We start from the raw sequence: 22,323 nt of genomic DNA, 5'->3' as shown, positions 1-22,323 counted from the left end.
TGAAGGGTACGACCGCGGCCGGCCCCGAACCGGGGCCGGCCGGCGACGTCGGTCGCAGATCACTCCGTACGGCGGAAGTGGTCCCAGCCCGTCGGGCCCTCGTACGCGGCGCCGTCCACGGTCACCCCGGCGCCCTCGGTCACCTGCCCGATCGGCCGCCAGCCCGCCGGGAGCGTCGCCGCCGCGGGGAAGGTCGCCGCCAGGGCGTGGTCCTCGCCGCCGGCCAGGATCCAGGAGTACGGGTCGACCCCGAGCGCCTGGGCCGCGTCGCGCATCTGCCGGGGCACCTCGAACGCGTCCCGGGTCAGGTCGATCGCCACGCCGCTGGCCCGCGCCACATGCCCCAGGTCGGCGAGCAGCCCGTCCGAGACGTCGATCATGGCGGTGGCGCCGTGCCGGGCGGCCTCCGGGCCGGCCGCGTACGGCACCTCGGGTCGGCGGTACGCCTCGACCAGCAGCCGGGGCGTGCGGAAGCCCCGGGACAGCACGGTGTAGCCGGCCCCCGCCCAGCCGGTGCGCCCGGCGAGCGCCACCACGTCTCCCGGGCGGGCCCCGGAGCGGACCACGGGCGGGCGGTCGCCCAGATCGCCCAGGGCGGTCACGGCGATCGTGATGACGGGGCTGGACGACATGTCGCCGCCGACCACGCCCGCCCCGACCAGGGCCGCCTCGGCGCCCAGTCCGTCGGCCAACTCCTCCGCCCAGCTCGTGTCCAGCTCCGCCGGGATGCAGAGGGCGACCAGCAGTGCGGTCGGGGTGGCGCCCATGGCCGCGATGTCGGCGAGGTTGGCGGCCGCCGCCCGGTGCCCGACGTCCCGGGCCCCGGACCAGTCCCGGCGGAAGTGCCGCCCCTCCACCAGCACGTCGGTGGAGGCCACCACCCGCCGGTCCGGCGCGGCGACCACCGCCGCGTCGTCACCGGGACCGAGCAGGCAGCTCTCCCCCTGCGTCAGCCGGGCGGTCACCCGGTCGATCAGCCCGAATTCCCCGATACCCGCGACCGTCATGCCGTCCCCTCGTCGCGCTCACTCGTCACTCGCTTCGCCCACGCCGTGGCCTCGCTCACCGCGTCCAACCGGCCACCGATACGGATCACGGCTGCTCCGTACGGTAGTTTCACCCTTCGGACCGCCCCAGGCGGCGACGGACGGAGGTCGAGTCGTGGTACAGGCGTACATCCTCATCCAGACCGAGGTCGGGCGGGCGCGTGACGTGGCCGGTCAGATCTCGGACCTTGCCGGCGTGGTGCGTGTCGACGCCGTCACCGGGCCGTACGACGTGGTCGTCCTCACCGAGGCGAACACCGTCGACGAGCTCGGCAAACTCATCGTCAGCAAGGTGCAGATGGTGCCCGGCATCACCCGCACCCTCACGTGTTCGGTGGTGCGCCTGTAAGTGGACAAGATCACTACCTCCCCCGCTGCCGACGAGGCCCGCACGGCCGAGGAGGCCCCGCGCCGGGACCGGAGCACCCGCGGCGCCGCCTTCTGGGCGACGCTGATCGCGGTGCCGGTGACCGTGGCGGTGGCCGGGTTCACCTTCGCCAAGCTGGCCCCGGACGAGCCGGCCGCCGCACCGCAGCCGTCGGCGACCGCCGTGCGGCCGCAGTCGACCGCCCCGGTCGAAATGCCCGCCCCGGCCCTGGCCGAGCGGCCGGCGACGCTGTGCCGGGCCCTGCTGTCGCAGCTCCCGCCGAGCGTGCGCGACCTGAAGCAGCGGCCGGTCACCGCCGGTGCCGAGCAGAACGCCGCGTACGGCGACCCGGCGCTGACCGTGGCCTGCGGCGGCACCCCGCCGGTGATCCAGCCCACCGACGAGGTGTGGCGGGTCAACAAGGTCTGCTGGTACGCCGCGCAGGAAGCCGACGGCAGCGTGCTGACCACCGTCGACCGGGAGACCCCCGTCCGGGTCCGGCTGCCCAAGCAGTACGAGCAGCCGCTGCAGTGGGTCGCCCCGATCTCCGACGCGATCGTCGCGGCGGTCCCCTCGGCCAAGACCGTGCCGTCCGGCTGCTCCGGCTGACGTCGCGCCCCTCCGTGGCGCAGATTCACGCAAAGAGTGGCCTTCCACGCCGGAATGGCCACTCTTTCCGTGAATCAGGCCGGATCTTGAGCCGCGTGACAGGTCAGCGGCCGGCGCGGCGGAGAGCGGTGCGGATGAGGCGGTTGACCAGCTTCGGATACTCCAGGCCGCTGGCCGCCCACATGCGCGGGAACATCGAGGTCGGGGTGAAACCGGGCATGGTGTTGATCTCGTTGAGGTAGACGTCCAGCTCCGGTGTGACGAAGAAGTCGACCCGGGCCAGCCCGGAGCAGTCCAGCGCGGTGAACGCGCGGGTGGCGTACTCCTGCACCCGGCGGGCGACCGGCTCGGGCAGATTCGCCGGGACGTCGTACTCGCAGACCTCGTCGGCGTAGAGGTACTTGGCCTCGAAGTCGTACCAGTCGCGGCCGCCGATCATCCGCACCTCGGCCAGCACCGACGCCTCGGGGGCCCCGCCGGCCTCCCCCTCCAGCACGCCGCACTCGATCTCGCGGCCGACGATCGCGCCCTCGACCAGCACCTTGGTGTCGATCTTGCGGGCGGTGGCGACCGCCGCGTCGAGCTGGGACCAGTCGTCGACCTTGGTGATGCCGAAGGAGGAACCGGCCCGGGACGGCTTGACGAAGACCGGCAGGCCGAGGCGCTCCTTGTCCTCCTCGGTCATCGTCATCCCGTTGCGCAGCACCACGTACGGGCCCACCGGGATGCCCTCGGCGACGCAGAGCTTCTTGGTGAACTCCTTGTCCATGGCCGCCGCGGAGGCGAACACGTTCGCCCCGACGTACGGGATGCCGGCCATCTCCAGCATCCCCTGGATGGTGCCGTCCTCGCCGTACGCGCCGTGCAGCACCGGGAAGACCACATCCACGTCGGCCAGCGCCCGGGGACCCTGCGTCGGGTCGAGCACCATCAGGCCACCCGCCGCCGGATCGGCGCGCAGCACCAGTTCCGCGCCGGAGCCGGCAGTGATCTCCGGCAGCTTGCGATCCTGGATGGCCAGTTGGCCCGGGTCGCCGCTGGCCAGCACCCACTGGCCCTGCCGGGTGATGCCGACCGGGACCACCTCGAACTCGTCCGGGTCCAGCGCGGCCAGCACGCTGCCCGCGCTGACGCAGGAGATGCCGTGCTCGGGGCTGCGACCGCCGAAGACGATCGCCACACGGGTCTTGCCTGGGCTGGTCACTCCGGTCACCTCTTCGTTCGCGACTGCGGCTGGCCGTGCTCGCCGGTGGCGCTCACCCGGTTGACCCTACTGTGCGTGGCGAGCCCGGGCAGCCGATACCCGAGGAGACGGCACCTCGCCGCGCAACCGGTCAACGAGCCGTACACGGGGAGTAATCGGGCGACCGTCGCCGTCGAACGGCGGCCGCGCCGCCGGTGGCGATGCGGCCCGAGCGGATGAGCGGATCGGGGCGGCAGCGCACTAGGCTGCTCGTCCTGTGAGCTCGGATGCCCTCATCGACAGCCTGCTGGCCGCCCTCGACGCCCGGCCCGACGACCTGCCGCTGCGCCTGCACCTGGCCGGACTGCTGCTGGACGGCGGCCGGGGCGCCGAGGCCATCGCGCACATCGGGCAGGCGCTCGCCCGGGATCCGGGCAACGTGCAGGCCCAGGCCCTGATGCAGCGGGCACTCGGCGGGCCCGTACCCCCGGCGCAACGCGCGGCGCCCACCGCCTCGCCCGAGCACGACCGCCCGGCGGCGCCCGCACCCGCCGGTCCGTCCGGGGACGACCGCCCGGCGCCGCCCGCCCCCGCCGGTACGTCCGGGGAAGACCGCCCGGCGCCGCCGGCGCAGCGCCCGGCGCCGGCCGGTCCGTCGGGTGACGACCCGCTGGCCGCGTACGAGCAGGAGCTGGCCGACGTCGTGCCGCCGCGCTTCGCCCGGGCCGGCGACGAGCCGGAGCCGGTCCGCGGCGAGGCCGACCGGGTGTACGACGTGGAGTCCTCCTCAATCCGACTGGCCGACGTGGGCGGCATGTCGGCCGTGAAGGAGCGGCTGGAGCTGGCCTTCCTCGGCCCGCTGCGCAACCCGGAGCTGCGCCGGATGTACGGCAAGAGCCTGCGCGGCGGCCTGATGCTCTACGGGCCGCCCGGCTGCGGCAAGACCTTCCTGGCCCGGGCGGTGGCCGGGGAGATGGGCGCGAAGTTCCTCTCGCTGTCCATCGTGGACGTGCTGGACATGTGGGTCGGCAACTCGGAGCGGAACCTGCACCAGCTGTTCGAGGCGGCCCGGCGCGACGCCCCCTGCGTGCTCTTCCTCGACGAGATCGACGCCCTGGGCCACAAGCGGTCGCAGGTCTCGTCGAGTTCGATGCGGACGCTGGGCAACCAACTCCTGGCCGAGCTGGACGGCATGGAGGGCGACAACGAGGGCGTCTTCGTGCTGGCCGCCACGAACACCCCGTGGGACGTCGATCCGGCGCTGCGCCGGCCGGGCCGGCTGGACCGGGTGGTGCTGGTGCTGCCGCCGGACGCCGAGGCCCGTGCGGCGATCCTGGAGTACCACCTGCGCGAGCGGCCGATCGCCAACATCGACCTGCGCCGGGTGGTCGCGGCGACCGAGGACTTCTCCGGCGCCGACCTGGCCCACCTCTGCGAGAGCGCCGCCGAGTTCGCGATGGCCGACTCGGTACGCACCGGCCAGGTCCGGATGATCGAGCAGCGGGACCTGGAGCGGGCGCTGAAGGAGGTCCGCCCGTCCACCCGGCCGTGGCTGTCCACCGCCCGCAACGTCGCCATGTTCGCCAACGAGGGCGGCGTCTACGACGACCTGGTCGCGTACCTGAAGCGGCGCAAGCTGTTGTGAGGCCGGGTGGCCGGTGGCGTGACCGGCCACCGCCCACCGGCGTCCCGCCCTCCGTCGACCGGGTCCGGGGGCGGGCCGGGGGTTCAGTCCGGTTGCTCCGGGACCCAGGGGCGGCGCCCCACCGCGATGACCTTGACCCGTTGCCGCCCCGCCCGGACCATGCCCAGCGCCATGAAGGCGCCGGCGATCCGGTCCGCCGCCTCCCGGCTGTTCGCGCCGACCACCTGCCGGCGCCGCTCGGGGCTCGTCCGCTCGTTGCGCCCCAACCCTTCCATCGGGCGGACGTCGGTGAGGACCACGAGGAAGCGGGTCATGCCCGTCCACCCCCGCCCAGCGGGCGGCAGCCCGGCACCGTCATGCGATCCCCTCCCCGTGCCCTGGGCGGTAGGGGCACGCGGCGATCGGGTCGTGGGGGGAGTGAAACCCGATCGCCGCGCGCCCCATCCCCTCCGGTCACTCACCACCACCGTCGCCACGACAACCGGTGGTGAGGACGCGAACACAGATTGACAGGTGGACACGCGTGAATGCAACTCTCATCGAACTTCTCTCATGCGCATTCTCCCCTTGATATGCGACCATCGATGCATGGCGCCGAAGACCGCCCGGGCCCGACGGCTCGGCATCGCCCTGCGTACCCACCGGGAGGCCGCCGGCCTGACCCTCGAGGCCGCGGCCGACGAGATCAACAGCACCCGGAGCACCCTGTCCCGGTACGAGAACGCGCAGACGCTGGTCAGCCCGGCCACCGTGCGCGCGCTGCTCACCCTCTACCGGGTCGGCCCCGACGAGATCGCCGCAGCGGTGCAGCTCGCCAAGGACGCCCGCAAGCCCGGCTGGTGGGTCTCCTACTCGTACCTGCTGGACCGGCGGACCATCGACTTCATCGCGCTGGAGGCGGAGGCGACCGGGATCGCCAACTTCGAGCCCTCGGTGGTGCCCGGCCTGCTCCAGACCGCCGACTACATCCGCGGCGTGATGCGCGGCGGCCCGCACACGCTCAGCGACGAGCAGGTGGAGCAGCGCGTCCACCTGCGCCTCGACCGGCAGCAGCGGCTCACGAGTGACGATCCGCCGATCCTCGACGCCATCATCGACGAGGGCGCGCTGCTGCGCCCGGTCGGCGACCGGTCCGTGATGGAGGGACAGCTACGACATCTGCTGAAGATGGCCGAACTGCCCAACATCACCGTGCAGGTGATCCCTCTCGCCGCGGGCTACCACCGGGGCACCCGGGGCTCGCTGCACATCCTGGAGTTCGCCGACCCCGAGGACCCGATCATCGCCTCGGTAGAGACGGTCGCCGGGCAGATGGTCCTGGACCGTCCGGGCGACCTGCGTACCTGCACCAAGATCATGGAGCACCTGCGGACCGTGGCGCTGAGCCCGCCGGCCAGCCGGGACCAGCTCCTCCGCCTGTTGAACGAGAGGTAGACCCGGATGAGCGGCACGAACAGCCCCCGCCCGGCAGCGACCGGCTGGCGCAAGAGCAGCCACAGCGGCGACGAGGGCGCGTGCGTCGAGATGGCGTCGCTGCGCGAGGCGGTCGCGGTCCGCGACTCCAAGGACCCGGCCGGCCCGGTGCTGGTCTTCTCCCCGGCCGCCTGGACGGCGTTCACCGGCGCCCCACCGCGCGGCTGATCCCTGGCCCGGCCACCCGGCCATCCGCCCCCGCTCGACGGGGGCAACTCGCGTGGCCCTGTTCGGCCGCAGCTCGCCATCGCCACCTTCAGCCACCGGCCGGGCACCGCAGCAGCCGCAAGGCCGGGCAGCGCGACGCTCAGCCGGGCCGGCGGGCCGTGACGGCCGTGGCGTCCAACTCCTCGTCGTGCACCACGGTCGGCACCAGACCCGCGTCGGCCAGCACCCCGCAGAGCGCCTCGGCCTGGCCGGCGCTGGACTCCACGGCCAGGTGCCCGCCCGGGACGAGCCACTCGGCCGCGCCGGCCGCCACCCGGCGCAGCACAGCCAGCCCGTCGTCGCCGCCGTCCAGCGCCATCGGCGCCTCGTAGAGCCGCGCCTCCGCCGGCATCAGGGCCAGCGCGCCGCTCGGCACGTACGGGGCGTTCGCCACCACCAGATCCAGGCGGCCCCGCCACTCGGTCGGGATCGGCCCGAACAGGTCGCCCTGGTAGACGGGCGCGCCGAGCGGGGCGAGGTTGCGCCGGGCGCAGACCACCGCGGCCGGATCGAGGTCGGCGGCGGCCAGCCAGCGGGGCGCGAGCCGGCCGTGCAGCACCAGCGCGGCGGCGCCGGACCCGCAGCAGAGCTCGAGCACGGCCGGTGCCGGACCGGCCACCGCCGCCGCCGCGGCGACCAGCAGGGCGCTCCGCCCCCGGGGCACGAAGACCCCCGGGTCGACGGCGATCCGCCGGCCGCAGAACTCGGCCCAGCCGAGCAGGTGCTCCAGCGGCAGGCCGGCGACCCGGCGGTCGACGAGCTCGGTCAGGGCCGCGGCCGAATCGGCGGCGGCGATCAGCAGGTCCGCCTCGTCCTCGGCGTAGACGCAGCCGGCGGCACGCAGCCGGGCGACGAGGGCGGGACGGTCGGAAGGGAACGGTGCCATGGCATGCCTTTCGGGAACGCTCGTCGGCGCTCCCGGCGTCGCCTAACCAGGGACGACGCGAACTCGGCGGGGAGCGCCGGTCCTTCGCTGGTGGATCGGGCTCACCTCCTCCGGTCGGGGCCCGTGCGGGCCGTGGCTGTCCGTCACCTTAGCGGAGCTGGCGCCGGCCGGCCGCCCCGGCACCGGCGCGCTGCAGCGTCAGTCCGCGCCGGTGTCAGTCCGCGCCGACGATCGGCCGTCCGGCGGGGTCAGGCCACGCTGGGGACCGAACCGTCCCGAGGTCAGGCCGCGCTGGCGTCCAGCGCGGCGGTCACGTCGGCCACCAGGTCGGCCGGATCCTCGATCCCGCAGGAGAGCCGGACAAAGCCGGGGGCGGTGTCGTCGCCCCACTGGGCCCGCCGGTCGGCGGTGGTGTGCAGCCCGCCGAACGAGGTGGCGGCGGCAACCAGCCGGGACGCGTCCAGGAACCGGGCCACCCGGGCGGCGTCGCCCAGGTCGAACGAGAGCACCCCGGGCATCCGTCGCATCTGGACCGAGGCGACCGGGTACGCCGGATCCTCCGGCCGCCCGGGCCAGCGCAGGCCGGTGACGTCGGCGCGGCCCGCGAGCAGCCGGGCGAGCGCCTCGGCGTTGGCGGTCTGCCGGGCCAGCCGCAGGTCCACGGTCGCCAGCGAGCGGTGCGCCAGCCAGCAGTCGAACGCGCCGGGTATGCCGCCGGTGGTGGTCCGCCAGGCCGTCACTGGGTCGAGCAGCTCGGCGGAGCGGGTCGCCACGTAGCCGAGCAGCAGGTCGGAGTGGCCGGTGAGCGCCTTGGTGCCGGAGGCGACCACCACGTCGGCTCCGAGATCCAGCGGGCGCTGCCCGAGCGGGGTGGCGGTGGTGTTGTCCACCGCGAGCAGCGCCCCGGCGGCGTGCGCGGCGGTGGCCAGGGCCGACACGTCGGCCACGTCCAGGCCGGGGTTCGCCGGGGTCTCCAGCAGCACCAGGCGGACGCCCTCGAACGCGGGGTACGGCCCGGCCGTCGGCACGAAGTGGACCCGCACCCCGATGCCCTCGAGGGTGGCGGTGGCGAACGCGCGGACCGGGAAGTAGCCGTCGGCGGGGAGCAGCACGGTGTCCCCGGGGCGCAGCAGCGCCAGCAGCAGCCCGGTGATGGCCGCCTGGCCGCTTGCGAAGACCCGGCAGTCCCCGCCCTCCAGCTCCCCGATGGCCGCCTCCAGCAGCCGCCGGGTGGGGTTGTCCGGCCGGCCGTACCCGTTGGGCGCCGCCGCCGGCCCCTCCCACGGGTCCAGGTGGTACGGCGCGGCGAAGACCGGCCCCGGCAGGAACGGTGCACCGGGCGCCGGGGCCGGCAGCCCGGCGTGCACGCTGCGGGTGCCGTCACCCCAGTCGCTCATGCAGTCGCCTCGCTCCGCTCGGCGGCGGCATGAGGCTCGACCGCACGGTGCCCGATGATCCGCTCGCTCATGGCCGCCTCACTCGTACGACTCGGGCTTCGCGGTCCGGCTCATCAGCGCGTCCACGGCGAGCCGCGGATCCATCCCCTCGTGGCAGATCCGCTCGATCTGCTCCGTGATCGGCATCTCCACCCCGTGCGCCCGGGCCAGGTCCCGGATGGCCAGGCAGCTCTTCACCCCCTCGGCGGTCTGCCGGGTGGCCGCCTGGGCCTGCTCCAGGGTCTCCCCCCGGCCCAGGTGCTCGCCGAAGGTGCGGTTGCGGGCCAGCGGCGAGGAGCAGGACGCCACCAGGTCACCCATGCCGGCCAGGCCGGCGAAGGTGATCGGGTCGGCGCCGAGCGCCACGCCCAACCGGGCGGTCTCGGCCAGCCCGCGGGTCATCAGCATGGCCCGGGTGTTGTCGCCGAAGCCCATCGCGGTGGCGATCCCGTACGACAGGGCGATCACGTTCTTCACGGCTCCGCCCAGCTCGCAGCCGATCACGTCGTCGTTGGTGTACGGGCGGAAGTACGGCGTCCGGATCGACGACTGGACGAGGGCGGCCCGCCGGCTGTCGGTGCTGGCGACCACGGTCGCGGCGGGCTGCTCGGCGGCGATCTCCGGGGCCAGGTTGGGCCCGGAGACGACCACCACCCGATCGGCGGGCACCCCGGCGGTCTCCATGATCACCTGGCTCATCCGCTTGGTGGTGCCCAGCTCGATGCCCTTCATCAGGGAGACCAGCGTGGCGTCCGGATCCAGGTGGGGGGCCCACTCGGCCAGGTTGGCGCGCAGCGTCTGCGACGGCACGGAGAGCACCACCACCTCCGCCCCGGCGATCGCCTCCTCGGCGTCGCCGGTCGCGGTGACCCGGTCGGGCAGCCGGAGGTCCGGCAGGTAGTCCGGATTGCGATGCTCGGTGCGGATCGCGTCGGCCACCGACCGCCGTCGGGCCAGGATCGTGACGTCCCGCCCGGCGTCGGCGAGGATCTTGGCGAACGCGGTCCCCCATGACCCCGCCCCCAGCACGGCCACATGCCCGCTCATACCGTCGCCTCCCTATGGTCGGCGACGCCATGAGGCACCACCACGCTGAGCCGGCCGATTCGCTCGCTGCGCTCGCTCATTCACTCACCTCGCGGGAACGGGTGCGGGCGGGGCGCTCCCAGAGTGGTGGTGGGGTGCCGCCGCGAACCTCGGCGACCAGGTCACGGATCCGCAGCATGATCGTGTCGGTCATCTCCTCCAGGACCGCCCGGGTCGGGGTGGCGCCCGCCCAGCGGCTCAGGTCGATCGGGGGCCCGGCGACCACGGTCACGGGGGTCCGCGGGCGCAGCCGCAACCGGGCCGTCCGCGGGTCGAACATCCGCTCCGGCCCCCACATGGCGACCGGGATCACCGGCGCGCCGGTGGCCAGCGCCAGCCGGGCCGCCCCGGTCTTGCCCTTCATCGGCCACAGGTCCGGTTCGCGGGTGGTGGTCCCCTCCGGGTAGATCACCACGGCGCCGCCCTCGCGGACCGCCGCGACCAGCTTGTCCAGCGACCTGGCCGCCTCGACCGAGCCGCGCTCCACCGGGATCTGCCGGCACCGGTGCAGGATCCAGCCGATCACCGGCACCTGGAACACGCTGGCCTTGCCGAGGAACTGCGGCCAGCGCCCGGAGTCGTAGATGAAGTGCGCGGAGACCAGCGGGTCGGCGTGCGAGATGTGGTTGGGCACGATGATCATGCCGCCGTCGCGGCGCAGGTGCTCCATGCCCCGCCAGGTGCGCCGCGTCCAGACGTTCAACACCGGCTTGACCAGTACCACGGCTAACCGTGGCCAGAATCCCACCTTCCGCCGCGCCACCCTGTCTCCTCCTCGCGCCCCACGCACCCACGCCCCGCGACGAAATCATGCCTGCTCGCCCTGGGTCCGGCCAGAGAGGGTACCGCCGTCCCCACTGGCAGGATGGTCACGTGCCCGAGCCGAGCTGGACCGTGGTGGTGCCGGTGAAGCGCCTCGAGGCGGCGAAGAGCCGCCTGCGGGGCGCGCTGTCCGGCGTACCCCACGAGGAGCTGGCGCTGGCGCTGGCGGCCGACACGGTCCGCGCGGTGCGGGCGTGCCCGGCGGTCGGCGAGGTGCTGGTGGTGACGGACGACTCGCGGGTGGCGGCGGAGGTGGCGGCGGCCGGCGCCCGGGTGGTGGCGGATCCCGCAGCCGGGCTGAACGCCGCCTTCCGGCACGGCGCGGCAGCCGCCGGCCCGCGCGCCCCGGTGGCCGGGCTCACCGCCGACCTGCCGGCGCTGCGCCCGGCCGAGCTGGCCGCGGCGCTGCGGGCCGTCCGCACCGGCCCGCCGGGGGTACGCGGGTTCGTGGCCGACGCCCCGGGCACCGGCACCGTGCTGCTCGCCGCGCCGCCCGGCGTACCCCTGGATCCCCGGTTCGGCCCGGGCTCGGCCGGGGCGCACGCGGCCAGCGGGGCGCGTCCGCTGCGCGGTGCCTGGCCCACGTTGCGCCGCGACGTGGACATCCCGGCGGACCTGGCCGCCGCCGCCCGGCTGGGCCTGGGCCCGCGCACCGCCGCGCTGCTCGACGCCCGCGCGGCCGCCACCCCCGGCCGACCCGTCGGGTACGGTGCTGGCATGCAGGGCACGGTGGCCACCTACGACGCGGCGACCCGCAGCGGCGTGCTGCTCCTCGACGACGGCACCGAGCTGGCCTTCCCGGCCCGGGCCTTCGACGCCTCCGGGCTGCGGCTGCTCCGGCTCGGGCAGCGAGTCCGGATCGAGCGGGATGCGGCCGGTGCGGTCGTCCGGGTGACGTTGCCGACGATGGCCTGAGCAACCTGCCCCGAGTTCATTTTCCGTTCACCGGAATCGGGGAATCATGAGGGGGTGAGCACCCCTCGCGAGCAGCCCGAGAGTCCGCCGCACTTCCTGCACCCGACCGCGTCCCGCAACGGCGCCCCGGCCCGCGGCACCGACGGCCGGTTCCGCCGCGTCCGCGCGCCGGAGGAGGACCTGCCCGCCGAGGCGTCGGCCCCCGACTCGGCGGGGCTGGAGGAGTCCCTCGACCCGGTCGAGGGGCCGGGTCCGGCGCCGGACGCCGCACCGGCGGCGGCGCAGCCGCTGCCCGAGGATCGTTTCCTCAACCGCGAGCTCTCCTGGCTCGACTTCAACGCCCGGGTGCTGGCGCTCGCCGAGAACCCGCGCACCCCGCTGCTGGAGCGGGCGAAGTTCCTGGCCATCTTCGCCAGCAACCTGGACGAGTTCTACATGGTGCGGGTGGCCGGGCTGAAGCGGCGCCTCTCCGCCGGCCTGCCGGTACGCGGGGGTGACCGGCTGCCGCTGCGTACCCAGTTGGAGCTGGTCGCGGAGAAGACCGCGGACCTGGCCGCCCGGCACGCCACCTGTTTCGTCGACGAACTGCTGCCGAGGCTGGCCGAAGAGGACATCCGGATCCTGCGCTGGAGCGACCTGGACGACCCGGAGCGGGAACGGCTGCGCACCTGGTTCCGGGAGCACATCTTCCCGGTGCTCACCCCGCTCGCGGTGGACCCGGCGCACCCGTTCCCGTACATCTCCGGGCGGTCGTTGAACCTGGCCGTGTCGGTCCGCGACCCGGACGGCGGATCGGAACTGTTCGCCCGGGTCAAGGTGCCGAACAACGTACCCCGGTTCGTCCGGGTGGCCCGCGACCAGCCGGGCGTCCGGTTCCTGCCGCTGGAAGACCTCATCTCGGTGCATCTCGGGCAGCTCTTCTCCGGCATGCAGGTGGTGGAGTGCCACCTGTTCCGGGTCACCCGCAACGCCGAGGTCGAGGTGGACGAGGACCGTGACGAGGACCTGCTCCAGGCCCTGGAACGAGAACTGGCCCGGCGCCGGTTCGGTCCCCCGGTACGGCTGGAAGTTGCCGCGTCCATCTCCGACCACATGCTGGAGCTGCTCGTCCGCGAGCTGGACATGGACAGCCACGACGTGCTCCGGGTCCGCGGCCTGCTCGACCTCTCGGCGCTCTGGCAGGTGTACGGCGAGGCGGACCGCCCCGACCTCAAGGACCCGCCGTTCGTGCCGGCGACCCACCCCCGGCTCACCGAGGGCGAGGTGCCCCGCAGCGTCTTCGCCACCCTGCGCGACGGCGACGTGCTGGTGCACCACCCGTACCACTCGTTCGCCACCAGCGTGCAGCGCTTCATCGAGCAGGCCGCCGCCGACCCGAACGTGCTGGCCATCAAGCAGACCCTCTACCGCACCAGCGGCGACTCCCCGATCGTCGACGCGCTGGTCGACGCGGCGGCCGCCGGCAAGCAGGTGGTGGTGCTGGTCGAGCTGAAGGCGCGCTTCGACGAGGTGGCGAACATCGGGTGGGCGCGCACCCTGGAGCGCGCCGGCTGCCACGTCGTCTACGGCCTGGTCGGCCTGAAGACGCACTGCAAGACCGCCCTGGTGGTACGCCAGGAGGGCAACCAGATCCGCCGCTACTGCCACATCGGCACCGGCAACTACCACCCGAAGACCGCCCGGCTCTACGAGGACTTCGGCATGCTCACCGCCGACCCGGAGATCGGCGCCGACCTGACCGACCTGTTCAACGTGCTGACCGGCTACAGCCGGCAGACCGCGTACCGGCGGCTGCTGGTGGCCCCGCAGGGCATCCGCAGCGGCCTGATCGAGCGGATCGAACGGGAGGTCGCCCATGTCCGGCTCGGCATGCCGGGGCTGGTGCAGTTCAAGGTGAACGCCCTGGTGGACGAGGAGATCACGGACGCGCTCTACCGGGCCTCCCAGGCCGGTGTCCACGTCGACCTGCTGATCCGGGGCATGTGCACGCTGCGTCCGGGGGTGCCGGGGCTGTCGGAGAACATCCGGGTCCGCTCGATTCTGGGCCGGTTCCTGGAGCACTCGCGGATCTTCCGGTTCGGCAACAACGGCGACGCCGAGTTCTGGATGGGTTCGGCCGACCTGATGCACCGCAACCTGGACCGCCGGGTGGAGGCGCTGGTGCAGGTGAGCGACCCGGTCGCCCGGGCCGAGCTCGACCAGGTGCTGACCGCCGCGTTCAGCCCGGACGTGGACGCCTTCGAGCTGGCCGGGGACGGCAGCTGGGCCCGGCGTACGGGCACCGAGGAGGCGCCGCTGACCCACCTGCAGGAGCTGCTGCTGCACCGGGTCGGCGGGACGGCGAGCTGAGCGGCCCACGGCGGGCACGGATCGCGCATACGGTGAGCGGATGACGGACGACGAGCCGGTGCGGATCCGGGCGGCGGGCGGCGTCGTCTGGCGCCCGGCGGCGACCGGCGTCGAGGTCTGCCTGGTGCACCGCCCCCGGTACGACGACTGGTCGCTGCCCAAGGGCAAGCTGGATCCCGGCGAGCACCCGCTGCGGGCGGCGGTCCGCGAGGTCGCCGAGGAGGCCGACGCCCGGGCCGTGCCGCAGGTACGCCTGCCGACGATCCGCTACCGCAGCGAGGGCCGGCCGAAGGCGGTCGACTACTGGTCGATGCGGGCCGTGGCGGAGGGCGGCTTCCAGCCGGACACCGAGGTGGACCAGGTGCACTGGCTCCCCGTCGACGAGGCGGTACGCCGGGTCAGCTACCCGCACGACGGCGAGGTGATCGCCGCGTTCGCGGCACTGCCGCCGGTGACCGCCACCGTGCTGCTGGTCCGGCACGGGCACGCCGGCAGGCGGGGCACCTGGACCGGCCCGGACGCCGGCCGGCCGCTGGACGCGGAGGGCTGGGCTCAGGCGCAGGCCCTGGCCGAACTGGTGGCCCTGGTCCGCCCGGTACGCCTGCTCGCCGCCTCGGCCCGGCGCTGCGTGCAGACCCTCGACCCGGCGGCCGCCCGGCTCGACCTGCCCATCGAGGTGGCCGGTGACCTGGACGAACCGAAACCCGGCCAGCAACCGGACGAGTGCGTGTTGGCCGCGGCGGCCCGGCTGACCGAGCTGGCCGAGGCCGGCGACCCGGTCGCGGTGTGCAGCCAGGGCAAGGTGATCCCGGGCATGCTGGAGCGGCTGAGCGGCGAGGCCGGCGACTTCACCACCCCGAAGGGCGGCGGCTGGCTGCTCGCCTTCACCGGCAGCCGCCTGCTCGCCGCCGACCGGCTGTAGGGGAAGAGCCCCCTGGCTGGTGCCGCCGTTGTGGAGACCCACCACCGGCACGCCCGTGCTGCCCCACGCGGTTGCCGCTGGGGTGGCGAGTTCGGCACGAGGACTGCTGCGGCCGGTCGGCCGCGATCGGTCGAGCCGCCGGTCTTCGGCGGGCGTACCCATGGAAAAGGGCGCCCACCGCGAGCGGTGGGCGCCCTTACGGGCCGGTACGGTCAGCGCCGCGTGGCGGTCTTCTTGGCCGGCGCCTTCTTCGCGGGTGCCTTCTTGGCGGCCGTGGTCTTCTTCGCCGCCGTGGTCTTCTTGGCGGCCGTCGTCTTCTTGGCGGCCGTCGTCTTCTTGGCGGCCGTCGTCTTCTTGGCCGCGGCGGTCTTCTTCGCCGCGGTGGTCTTCTTCGCCGCGGTGGTCTTCTTCGCCGCGGTCGTCTTGGCCGCGGCGGCCTTCTTCGCCGGCGCGGTCTTCTTCGCCGCGGTCGTCTTGGCCGCCTTCGCCGCCGTGGTCTTCTTGGCGGCACCGGCCGCGGCGGTCTTCTTCGCCGCGGTCGCCTTGGCCCCGGTCGCCTTCGCTCCGGTCGCCTTCGCTCCGGTGGTCTTGGCTGCGGCGGCGGCAATCTTCTTGGCAGCGGCCGTGGCCTTCGGCACCTTGCCGCTGGCCACCATCTCCTTGAAACCAGCGCCCGGGCGGAAGGTCGGGACGGAGGTCTTCTTGACCTTCACCGCCTCGCCGGTCCGCGGGTTGCGCGCTGTTCGGGCGCCCCGGACGCGCTTTTCGAACGCTCCGAATCCGGTGATCGCCACCTTCTCGCCCTTGGTGACCGCTCCCTGGACCTCAGCGAGGACCGCGTCGAGCGCGGCCGTCGCCGTCTTCCGGTCCCCCAGGCGAACGGCGAGCGCCTCGATGAGCTCGGCCTTGTTCACGACTTCCTCCCGATTGTGCAACTGACTCGACGCGAGCCATTCTGCGCGCACGGTATGCCCTGTGCTGCCCGGACACAAACATTCGGTGGAAAAAAGGCCTTGTGTCGTAACGGATTCGCCCCCACCGGCGAACCGGTGGGGGCGAAAACCGATGTGCGCTCGGGCGTACGGCTACGCCACCGAGGGCAGGAACGACGGTCGGGACGCCTCGTACGCGCCGATCTCGGCCTCGTGCCGGAGGGTGAGTCCAATGTCATCCAAGCCCTCCATCAGCCGCCAGCGGCTGTGGTCGTCCAGCGGGAAGGCCCAGGTGGCGTCCCCGGCGCGGACCTGGCGGGCGGCGAGGTCGACCGTGACTGGGGTGGTGGGGTCCGATTCCACGAGATCCCAGAGTTCCGCCACGGCATTCAATTCCAGCTCGACCGGAAGGAGGCCTTCCTTCAGCGCGTTGCCACGGAAGATGTCGCCGAAGCGAGGAGAGATCACAGCGCGGAAGCCCCAGTCCCGCAGGGCCCAGACGGCGTGCTCCCGTGAGGAGCCCGTACCGAACTCGGGGCCGGCGATCAGAATCGACGCTCCCGAATGGGAGGGATCGTTGAGGACGAATGACGGATCCTCCCGCCACGCACTGAAGAGCCCGTCCGCGAAACCGGTCCGGGTCACCCGCTTGAGGTACACGGCGGGGATGATCTGATCGGTGTCCACGTTGGACCGGCGCAGCGGCACCGCGGTGCCGGTGTGGGTGGTGAACTTGTCCATCTCTCGGCTGCCCTTCTACAGATCGGCGGGGGCGGCCAGCCGGCCGACCACGGCGGTGGCGGCGGCGACCGGCGGGGACACCAGGTGGGTACGCCCGCCCCGGCCCTGGCGGCCCTCGAAGTTGCGGTTGGAGGTCGAGGCCGAGCGCTGGCCCGGCGACAGGGTGTCCGGGTTCATCCCGAGGCACATGGAACAGCCGGCGAAGCGCCACTCGGCGCCGGCGTCGGTGAAGACCTTGTCCAGCCCCTCCGCCTCGGCCGCTTCGCGCACGGCGGCAGAGCCGGGGACCACCAGCATGCGTACGCCGTCGGCCACCTGGTGTCCGCGCAGCACGTCGGCGGCGGCCCGGAGGTCCTCCAGCCGGCCGTTGGTGCAGGAACCGACGAAGACCACGTCGACGGCCAGGTCGCGCAGCGGGGTGCCGGGCTTGAGGTCCATGTATTCCAGGGCCCGGCGGGCGGCGGCCCGCTCCGGCTCGGTGACGAACTCCTCCGGGTCCGGCACGGCGGTGCCGAGCGGGGCGCCCTGACCCGGGTTGGTGCCCCAGGTGACGAACGGCGTGATCCGGCTGGCGTCCAGGGTCACCTCCGCGTCGAAGGTCGCCCCGTCGTCGGTGGGCAGCGTCTTCCAGTACGCCACCGCGGCGTCCCAGTCGGCCCCCTGCGGCGCGTTCGGCCGCCCCTTCAGGTACGCGAAGGTCGTCTCGTCCGGCGCGATCATGCCGGCCTTGGCGCCCCACTCGATGGACATGTTGGCGATGGTCATCCGCCCCTCCATGGAGAGGTCGCGGATCGCCTCGCCCCGGTACTCGACGATGTGGCCGCGCCCACCGCCGGTGCCCACCTGGGCGATCAGCGCCAGCACCAGGTCCTTGGCGGTGACGCCGGGGGCGAGCTGGCCGGTGACGTTCACCGCCATGGTCTTCGGGCGGGCCTGCGGCAGCGTCTGGGTGGCCAGCACATGCTCCACCTCGCTGGTGCCGATGCCGAACGCGAGCGCGCCGAAGGCGCCGTGGGTGGCGGTGTGCGAATCGCCACAGACGATCGTCATGCCGGGCTGGGTGAGACCCAGCTGCGGGCCGATGACGTGCACGATGCCCTGATTCTCGTCGCCCAGCGCGTGCAGCCGTACGCCGAACTCGGCGCAGTTGCGGCGCAGCGTCTCGATCTGTGTGCGGGAGGTGGGGTCCGCGATCGTGAGCAGGTCGCCGCGCCGGGACCGGAACGCCGGGTCGTCGTACCCGGTCGGGGTGTTGTGGTCCTCGGTCGCGATCGTCAGGTCGGTACGGCGGACCCGGCGACCGGCCAGGCGCAGCCCGTCGAACGCCTGCGGGCTGGTGACCTCGTGGAGCAGGTGCAGGTCGATGAAGAGCAGATCCGGCTCGCCGTCGGCGGATCGGACGACGTGCGCGTCCCAGACCTTCTCGGCCAGGGTCCTCGGTTGAGTGACTCCCACCATCTGGACATCCTAAATTCTGGGAGGTATGTTTCGGCTTGTGGGACACAGTATGAGCGGTGTCGGCGTTCTCGACAAGGCGGTGGTCATCCTGGCCGCCTGTGTCGACGGCGCCAGCCTGGCCGAACTCGTTGAACGCACCAAGCTGCCCCGGGCCACCGCGCACCGGCTGGCGCAGGCGCTGGAGATCCACCGGATGCTGGTCCGGGACACCCAGGGGCGCTGGCGCCCGGGCCCCCGGCTCGGCGAGTTGGCGAACGCCGCGCCGGACGTCCTGCTCACCGCGGCCGAGCCGCTGCTCGCCGCGCTGCGCGACGCCACCGGCGAGAGCGCTCAGCTCTACCTGCGCCGCGCGGACGAGCGCATCTGCGTGGCCGCCGCCGAGCGGGCCAGCGGCCTGCGGGACACCGTGCCGGTCGGCTCGGTGCTGCCCATGACGGCCGGTTCCGCGGCGCAGATCCTGCTCGCCTGGGAGCCGCCCGAGGCGGTCATGCCGCTGCTGCCCCGGTCCAAGTTCACCGGCCGCACCCTGGCCGAGGTACGCCGCCGCGGCTGGGCGCAGAGCGTCGGCGAGCGGGAGGCGGGTGTGGCGAGCGTCTCGGCTCCCATCCGCGACCGCACCGGCCGGGTGATCGCCGCGATCAGCATCTCCGGCCCGATCGAGCGCCTCGGCCGCCGCCCCGGCGAACGCCACGCCATGGCTGTGGTCCGCGCCGGCCAACGCCTCTCCGGCCTCTAACCCCTCCCCCTCCCCCAATCGCCGCGTTGATCAAGATGTTTGCGTCGCCGATCGGGGCGTCGGTGACGTAAACCTCTTGATCACCAGGGGGGCGGGGGAGCGTGACCGGCCGGCGTGCAGGGTGGGCGGGAACGGCGAACGGCCCGCCCCAACAGGTGGGACGGGCCGTCGAGCGTGGTAGCCCCGACCGGATTCGAACCGGCGCTACCGCCTTGAGAGGGCGGCGTCCTGGGCCGCTAGACGACGGGGCCAGGCACTTTTCCTGCTTCACCGCCCTGACGAGCGGTGCGGGGTTAGTCTAGCGGCACGCCCGGCGGGCACGGCGACGGGGTCGGCTGCGGGGATGGCCGCATCCTCCCACCGCCCCGAGTCCGGCACCGGCAACCTGGGACCGGCGACAACGCCCCGCCGGCGCGAACGACAGCCCGTCCGGCGCGGGGGGCCAACGGCCGACCGGGCACGAGCGGCGACGCCGCCGGGCACGAAACAGCCCGCCCCACGAGGTGGGACGGGCTGTCGACGATGTAGCCCCGACCGGATTCGAACCGGCGCTACCGCCTTGAGAGGGCGGCGTCCTGGGCCGCTAGACGACGGGGCCAGAACTATCTGCTTCCTCACCCGCTCGGTGAGGAAGCTGCACTCTATCAGATATCACCTGCCGCCCCTCCAACGAGGAGCGGAGCGAACTCCGCCAGAATCCAGCGTCCGAGGATTCTCACGAACCCGCGGCTGCGCTGGGGTACCAGGACTCGAACCTAGACTAACTGAACCAGAATCAGTCGGGCTGCCAATTACCCCATACCCCATTGGCCCCTTGCGGCGCCGGGAATGAACTTTACCCTCCCGGTGCCGGCAGGCCAAATCCAACCCCTCGAACCGCACCTGATCTGCGGAAACGAGACGTCGGACGCGTCAGGCGACCGGCACCACCGGGTTGGTGAGCTCGCCGATCCCCTCGATCCGCACGGTGACCGTATCCCCGTCGGTGAGCGGGCTAACCCCCGCCGGGGTGCCCGTCAGCACCACGTCACCCGGGAGCAACGTCATCACGTGGGAGATGTACGACACCAGGGCCGGCACGTCGAAGACCATGTCCTTGGTCCGGCCGAGCTGGCGCACCTCCATCTCCTCGGGATCGCGACCCACCTCACAGCGGATCTCCAGGTCGGAGACGTCCAGCCCGGTCGTGATCCACGGGCCGAGGGGGCAGAACGAGTCGAAGCCCTTGGCCCGGGTCCACTGCCCGTCGGAGCGCTGGAGGTCCCGGGCGGTGACGTCGTTGGCGCAGGTGTAGCCGAAGATGGCCCGCTCGGCGGCGGCCCGGTCGGCCCGGCGCGCCCCCGGGGCGCCGATCACCACGGCCAGCTCCGCCTCGTGCTCGACCTGCTTGGAGAAGATCGGCAGGCGGATCGCGTCCCGCGGGCCGATCACCGAGGTGGACGGCTTCAAAAACAGCAGCGGCTCCTTGGGCACGTCGCTGCCGTGCTCGGCGGCGTGCTCGGCGTAGTTGCGGCCGACGCACACCACCTTGCTCGGCAGGATCGGCGAGAGCAGCCGCACGTCGGAGAGCGCCCACCGGGCGCCGGAGAACTGGATCTGCCCGAAGGGGTGCCCCTCGATCTCGGCGATGGTCAGGCCCTGCGGCCCGGCCTCCGGCTCGCCCTCGACGACCCCGAACGACATTCCCTTGGCATGAGCAAAACGAGCGATACGCACCCGGCCAATCTATCCCCGCCACCGGCCTGCCTACGTAGGGCGTGGCCGGCCCGCCGCGCGGCTCCGCCGGACACCGGCCGCCGCGAGCCACCGGCCCGCCTCCGGACCAGGCGGCGCGCAAGCCCGCCGGGCGCCGGGCGGGCCCCGACGGCGGGCGGTTCCGCCGGGCGCCGGAACGTCGCCCGGACCGGGCGAGCCAGCGTACGTGGCCAGCGGCGGGCCGGGGCGAAAATGCCGACTTCGTACCCGCCCGGCGGGGGCGGGCCCATAGCTTCGGGTCCGGAGGTGCGTTCGTATGCCTGCATCGAGACGGCACCACAGGACCCTGGCAGTGATCGTGAACTGCCTCGGCGTGCTCGCCGCCGTACCGGCGCTGCCCGGCACGGCGCCCCGGGCGGCGGCAGCACCCGCCCAGCCGGGACCGGCCGCGGCGGCACCCGCCCCGGAGCGCGCCACGCCGATCCCGACCGGGATGCCCGCGGCGCCGCCCGCGGTGCCGCCGGCGAGTCCGGCCCCGATCCAGATGTCCAAGCCGCCGGTCACCGTGGCGATGACCGCGGCCAACACCCCGGCGCCCGGCTACCAGATCGAGGTACGCAACGCCGGAAACACGCCGGTCGACACGACCGTACGGCAGGAACTGCCGGCCGGGTCGCAGGCGACCACGGTGACCGCCGGCGGTCGGGCCACCCGCGCGATCGGGTCGTCCGGCGTGAACGAGGTCACCTGGCGGCTGCGGTTGCCGGCGCGGAGCACCAGCACGTTGCACACCGCGCTCAGCACGACCACCCAGGGGCGGTCGGTGACCGCGCCGGCCTGCGCGTACGGGACCGACGGGACCCGGCCGTACGACTGCGCCACGGCAACCTGGACGGGACCGGGCGTTCCCGTGGCGAAGGTGACCGCGGCCCCGGTGTGGCGGCGACCGCCGGTGCTGCTGGGCGCGCTCGCCGCGGTCCTGGTCGTCACCGTCGGCGTGCTGTTGTGGTGGTGGCAACGCCGCCGGCAGCGCTCCCGCGTGGCGACGGGCGCCGGCGATCCGGCCCTCGCCCGCGGGGCGGGTGGCCCGGCAAGCCCCGGCGCGGGCGGCCCGGCAAGCCCCGCCGCGAGCGGCCCGGCGGCCGGTGCCCCGGCAACCCATGGGACGCGCGGTCCGGTGCACCCCGGAGCGGGCAGCCCGGCGGACCGCGGGACGGTCTACCCGCGCCCGGCCATGCCACCGCTGCCCGGGCAGCGCCGCAAGCCGCCGGTCTGGCTGCTGGTCGGGGTCGCGGCGGCGGTGCTGGCCGGCCTGGTCGGGGTAGGCGCCTGGACGGCCACCCAGCGGGTCTCCGCGATCGACACCAACAAGCAGCCGACCAGCGGCGCGTGGATCGGCCGGAGCGTCACCGGGGCGCTCGGCGTCCCGCTGCGGGAGGCGGCGTTCGAGTTCACCGTCTACCGGGTGGCCTGCGGCACGCAGGGCCTGCCCAGCGCCCAGGCGGGCGGCCGGCAGTGCCTGGCCACGGTCGGGGTGCGCAACCTCACGCAGGGCGAGCAGACCTGGCACGGCCAGCTGCAACGGGCGTACCTGCCGGGCGGCAACTGGGTCGCCGCCGACGAGGACGCCACCCGGGTGGCCAACCTCGGGCGGGACGTCTTCGCCCAGCCGGTCGCCGCGGGCAGCCGGGTGCTCCTGCCGCTGGTCTTCACCGTGCACGGCACCGACCCGCCGAGGCAGTTGGAGCTGCGCAGCGGGGTCTTCTCCGCCGGGGTGCGGGTGGACGTGCCCTGACCCGGGGTCGGGCGGCGGTC

Annotated in this window: 21 protein-coding genes, 3 tRNA genes and 1 pseudogene; 11 read left to right on the top strand and 14 right to left on the bottom strand. The window is 73.8% G+C overall.

The genetic code is table 11. The features are described 5' to 3' along the window. Positions 1 to 59: 59 nt before the first annotated feature. A complete protein-coding gene (locus ACFYM6_RS10785) occupies positions 60 to 1,007 on the bottom strand; it encodes a thiamine-phosphate kinase (RefSeq protein ID WP_387274313.1) in 948 nt (315 codons plus the stop codon). A gap of 154 nt (positions 1,008 to 1,161) precedes the next feature. On the opposite strand from ACFYM6_RS10785, the gene ACFYM6_RS10780 reads away from it, so the two are divergent. Together ACFYM6_RS10780 and ACFYM6_RS10775 are read left to right on the top strand one after the other, a co-directional pair. Further along, positions 1,162 to 1,395: an Lrp/AsnC ligand binding domain-containing protein gene (locus ACFYM6_RS10780; RefSeq protein ID WP_073832485.1), complete on the top strand. Its 234-nt coding sequence runs from the start codon at positions 1,162 to 1,164 to the stop codon at positions 1,393 to 1,395. Further along, positions 1,396 to 2,022 carry a DUF3515 family protein gene (locus tag ACFYM6_RS10775; RefSeq protein ID WP_387274311.1) on the top strand — a complete coding sequence of 209 codons (627 nt, stop codon included), beginning with the start codon at positions 1,396 to 1,398 and terminating at the stop codon, positions 2,020 to 2,022. It abuts the gene before it with no gap. 103 nt (positions 2,023 to 2,125) lie between these two features. Here the strand turns inward: ACFYM6_RS10775 and ACFYM6_RS10770 are convergent, their stop codons facing one another. Beyond that, positions 2,126 to 3,226, bottom strand: coding sequence for a D-alanine--D-alanine ligase family protein (locus tag ACFYM6_RS10770; RefSeq protein WP_387274309.1), 1,101 nt, complete (start codon positions 3,224 to 3,226; stop codon positions 2,126 to 2,128). Between the two features lie 256 nt (positions 3,227 to 3,482). On the opposite strand from ACFYM6_RS10770, the gene ACFYM6_RS10765 reads away from it, so the two are divergent. Then, positions 3,483 to 4,850 (top strand): ATP-binding protein, encoded by a 1,368-nt coding sequence (locus ACFYM6_RS10765; RefSeq protein ID WP_387274308.1) that lies wholly within the window; start codon positions 3,483 to 3,485, stop codon positions 4,848 to 4,850. Between the two features lie 83 nt (positions 4,851 to 4,933). On the opposite strand, the gene ACFYM6_RS10760 is transcribed toward ACFYM6_RS10765, so the two are convergent. Continuing rightward, on the bottom strand, positions 4,934 to 5,164 hold the full coding sequence (locus tag ACFYM6_RS10760; protein ID WP_387274306.1) for a hypothetical protein: 231 nt from the start codon (positions 5,162 to 5,164) through the stop codon (positions 4,934 to 4,936). Between the two features lie 274 nt (positions 5,165 to 5,438). Here ACFYM6_RS10760 and ACFYM6_RS10755 point away from each other — a divergent pair, with 274 nt between their 5' ends. Beyond that, complete coding sequence (locus tag ACFYM6_RS10755) at positions 5,439 to 6,284, top strand: helix-turn-helix transcriptional regulator (protein ID WP_073832481.1); 846 nt, start codon at positions 5,439 to 5,441, stop codon at positions 6,282 to 6,284. 6 nt (positions 6,285 to 6,290) lie between these two features. Beyond that, positions 6,291 to 6,491 (top strand): DUF397 domain-containing protein, encoded by a 201-nt coding sequence (locus ACFYM6_RS10750; RefSeq protein WP_387274303.1) that lies wholly within the window; start codon positions 6,291 to 6,293, stop codon positions 6,489 to 6,491. A gap of 139 nt (positions 6,492 to 6,630) precedes the next feature. Here the strand turns inward: ACFYM6_RS10750 and ACFYM6_RS10745 are convergent, their stop codons facing one another. The 4 genes from ACFYM6_RS10745 to ACFYM6_RS10730 all read right to left on the bottom strand — a co-directional run bounded on the left by ACFYM6_RS10745 (position 6,631) and on the right by ACFYM6_RS10730 (position 10,701). After that, complete coding sequence (locus ACFYM6_RS10745; protein WP_387274301.1) at positions 6,631 to 7,416, bottom strand: putative protein N(5)-glutamine methyltransferase; 786 nt, start codon at positions 7,414 to 7,416, stop codon at positions 6,631 to 6,633. A 281-nt stretch (positions 7,417 to 7,697) separates the two neighbouring features. Further along, on the bottom strand, positions 7,698 to 8,813 hold the full coding sequence (locus ACFYM6_RS10740) for a cystathionine gamma-lyase (RefSeq protein ID WP_387274299.1): 1,116 nt from the start codon (positions 8,811 to 8,813) through the stop codon (positions 7,698 to 7,700). A gap of 78 nt (positions 8,814 to 8,891) precedes the next feature. Continuing rightward, entirely contained in the window at positions 8,892 to 9,899 is a 1,008-nt protein-coding gene (locus tag ACFYM6_RS10735; protein WP_387274298.1) for an NAD(P)H-dependent glycerol-3-phosphate dehydrogenase, read from the bottom strand. Positions 9,900 to 9,975: 76 nt separating this feature from the next. Continuing rightward, complete coding sequence (locus ACFYM6_RS10730) at positions 9,976 to 10,701, bottom strand: lysophospholipid acyltransferase family protein (RefSeq protein WP_387274296.1); 726 nt, start codon at positions 10,699 to 10,701, stop codon at positions 9,976 to 9,978. 110 nt (positions 10,702 to 10,811) lie between these two features. Between ACFYM6_RS10730 and cofC the strand changes: the two are divergent. The 4 genes and pseudogenes from cofC to ACFYM6_RS10710 all read left to right on the top strand — a co-directional run. Beyond that, a pseudogene (cofC, locus tag ACFYM6_RS10725) lies at positions 10,812 to 11,462 on the top strand (2-phospho-L-lactate guanylyltransferase); the annotation flags it as partial. A gap of 15 nt (positions 11,463 to 11,477) precedes the next feature. Then, positions 11,478 to 11,675 carry a cold-shock protein gene (locus ACFYM6_RS10720; protein ID WP_241825032.1) on the top strand — a complete coding sequence of 66 codons (198 nt, stop codon included), beginning with the start codon at positions 11,478 to 11,480 and terminating at the stop codon, positions 11,673 to 11,675. Between the two features lie 54 nt (positions 11,676 to 11,729). Then, on the top strand, positions 11,730 to 14,024 hold the full coding sequence (locus ACFYM6_RS10715; RefSeq protein ID WP_387274295.1) for an RNA degradosome polyphosphate kinase: 2,295 nt from the start codon (positions 11,730 to 11,732) through the stop codon (positions 14,022 to 14,024). A gap of 40 nt (positions 14,025 to 14,064) precedes the next feature. Continuing rightward, positions 14,065 to 14,946 (top strand): NUDIX domain-containing protein, encoded by an 882-nt coding sequence (locus tag ACFYM6_RS10710; RefSeq protein ID WP_387274294.1) that lies wholly within the window; start codon positions 14,065 to 14,067, stop codon positions 14,944 to 14,946. 212 nt (positions 14,947 to 15,158) lie between these two features. Here ACFYM6_RS10710 and ACFYM6_RS10705 read toward each other — a convergent pair whose 3' ends face one another. From ACFYM6_RS10705 to leuC, 3 genes are all read right to left on the bottom strand, one after another. After that, the gene (locus ACFYM6_RS10705) at positions 15,159 to 15,860 is read right to left on the bottom strand and encodes an HU family DNA-binding protein (RefSeq protein ID WP_387274292.1); all 702 of its coding nucleotides are present in this window, start codon (positions 15,858 to 15,860) and stop codon (positions 15,159 to 15,161) included. 171 nt (positions 15,861 to 16,031) lie between these two features. Next, positions 16,032 to 16,619, bottom strand: a complete 588-nt coding sequence (gene leuD / locus ACFYM6_RS10700) for a 3-isopropylmalate dehydratase small subunit (RefSeq protein ID WP_387274291.1) — start codon at positions 16,617 to 16,619, stop codon at positions 16,032 to 16,034. Between the two features lie 15 nt (positions 16,620 to 16,634). Further along, complete coding sequence (gene leuC / locus ACFYM6_RS10695) at positions 16,635 to 18,077, bottom strand: 3-isopropylmalate dehydratase large subunit (protein ID WP_387274289.1); 1,443 nt, start codon at positions 18,075 to 18,077, stop codon at positions 16,635 to 16,637. 49 nt (positions 18,078 to 18,126) lie between these two features. Here leuC and ACFYM6_RS10690 point away from each other — a divergent pair, with 49 nt between their 5' ends. Then, positions 18,127 to 18,813: an IclR family transcriptional regulator gene (locus ACFYM6_RS10690; RefSeq protein ID WP_073832469.1), complete on the top strand. Its 687-nt coding sequence runs from the start codon at positions 18,127 to 18,129 to the stop codon at positions 18,811 to 18,813. 175 nt (positions 18,814 to 18,988) lie between these two features. Here the strand turns inward: ACFYM6_RS10690 and ACFYM6_RS10685 are convergent. The 4 genes from ACFYM6_RS10685 to ACFYM6_RS10670 form a co-directional block, all read right to left on the bottom strand. Continuing rightward, positions 18,989 to 19,064 (bottom strand) — tRNA-Glu (locus ACFYM6_RS10685). A 274-nt stretch (positions 19,065 to 19,338) separates the two neighbouring features. Beyond that, positions 19,339 to 19,411, bottom strand: a tRNA-Glu gene (locus ACFYM6_RS10680). Positions 19,412 to 19,547: 136 nt separating this feature from the next. Beyond that, a tRNA-Gln gene (locus tag ACFYM6_RS10675) sits at positions 19,548 to 19,619 on the bottom strand. Between the two features lie 106 nt (positions 19,620 to 19,725). After that, positions 19,726 to 20,529, bottom strand: a complete 804-nt coding sequence (locus ACFYM6_RS10670; RefSeq protein ID WP_387274287.1) for a fumarylacetoacetate hydrolase family protein — start codon at positions 20,527 to 20,529, stop codon at positions 19,726 to 19,728. Between the two features lie 295 nt (positions 20,530 to 20,824). Between ACFYM6_RS10670 and ACFYM6_RS10665 the strand changes: the two genes are divergently transcribed. After that, entirely contained in the window at positions 20,825 to 22,303 is a 1,479-nt protein-coding gene (locus tag ACFYM6_RS10665) for a hypothetical protein (protein WP_387274285.1), read from the top strand. Positions 22,304 to 22,323 lie beyond the last annotated feature (20 nt).

Source organism: Micromonospora sp. NPDC006431, assembly GCF_042870725.1.
Classification (GTDB): Bacteria; Actinomycetota; Actinomycetes; order Mycobacteriales; family Micromonosporaceae; genus Micromonospora.
The sequence above is the reverse complement of the archived record's forward strand: the minus strand, read 5'-3'. Positions and strand labels throughout refer to the sequence as shown.

What these genes read in the sequence shown, in the direction of transcription:
- ACFYM6_RS10720 (WP_241825032.1), top strand. Translation starts at nt 11,478, where the DNA reads ATGCAGGGCACGGTGGCCACCTACGACGCGGCGACCCGCAGCGGCGTG.
- ACFYM6_RS10710 (WP_387274294.1), top strand. Translation starts at nt 14,065, where the DNA reads ATGACGGACGACGAGCCGGTGCGGATCCGGGCGGCGGGCGGCGTCGTC.
- ACFYM6_RS10760 (WP_387274306.1), bottom strand. Translation starts at nt 5,164, where the DNA reads ATGACCCGCTTCCTCGTGGTCCTCACCGACGTCCGCCCGATGGAAGGG.
- ACFYM6_RS10755 (WP_073832481.1), top strand. Translation starts at nt 5,439, where the DNA reads ATGGCGCCGAAGACCGCCCGGGCCCGACGGCTCGGCATCGCCCTGCGT.
- ACFYM6_RS10690 (WP_073832469.1), top strand. Translation starts at nt 18,127, where the DNA reads ATGAGCGGTGTCGGCGTTCTCGACAAGGCGGTGGTCATCCTGGCCGCC.
- ACFYM6_RS10740 (WP_387274299.1), bottom strand. Translation starts at nt 8,813, where the DNA reads ATGAGCGACTGGGGTGACGGCACCCGCAGCGTGCACGCCGGGCTGCCG.
- leuC (WP_387274289.1), bottom strand. Translation starts at nt 18,077, where the DNA reads ATGGTGGGAGTCACTCAACCGAGGACCCTGGCCGAGAAGGTCTGGGAC.
- ACFYM6_RS10745 (WP_387274301.1), bottom strand. Translation starts at nt 7,416, where the DNA reads ATGGCACCGTTCCCTTCCGACCGTCCCGCCCTCGTCGCCCGGCTGCGT.
- ACFYM6_RS10665 (WP_387274285.1), top strand. Translation starts at nt 20,825, where the DNA reads ATGCCTGCATCGAGACGGCACCACAGGACCCTGGCAGTGATCGTGAAC.
- ACFYM6_RS10750 (WP_387274303.1), top strand. Translation starts at nt 6,291, where the DNA reads ATGAGCGGCACGAACAGCCCCCGCCCGGCAGCGACCGGCTGGCGCAAG.
- ACFYM6_RS10735 (WP_387274298.1), bottom strand. Translation starts at nt 9,899, where the DNA reads ATGAGCGGGCATGTGGCCGTGCTGGGGGCGGGGTCATGGGGGACCGCG.
- leuD (WP_387274291.1), bottom strand. Translation starts at nt 16,619, where the DNA reads ATGGACAAGTTCACCACCCACACCGGCACCGCGGTGCCGCTGCGCCGG.
- ACFYM6_RS10785 (WP_387274313.1), bottom strand. Translation starts at nt 1,007, where the DNA reads ATGACGGTCGCGGGTATCGGGGAATTCGGGCTGATCGACCGGGTGACC.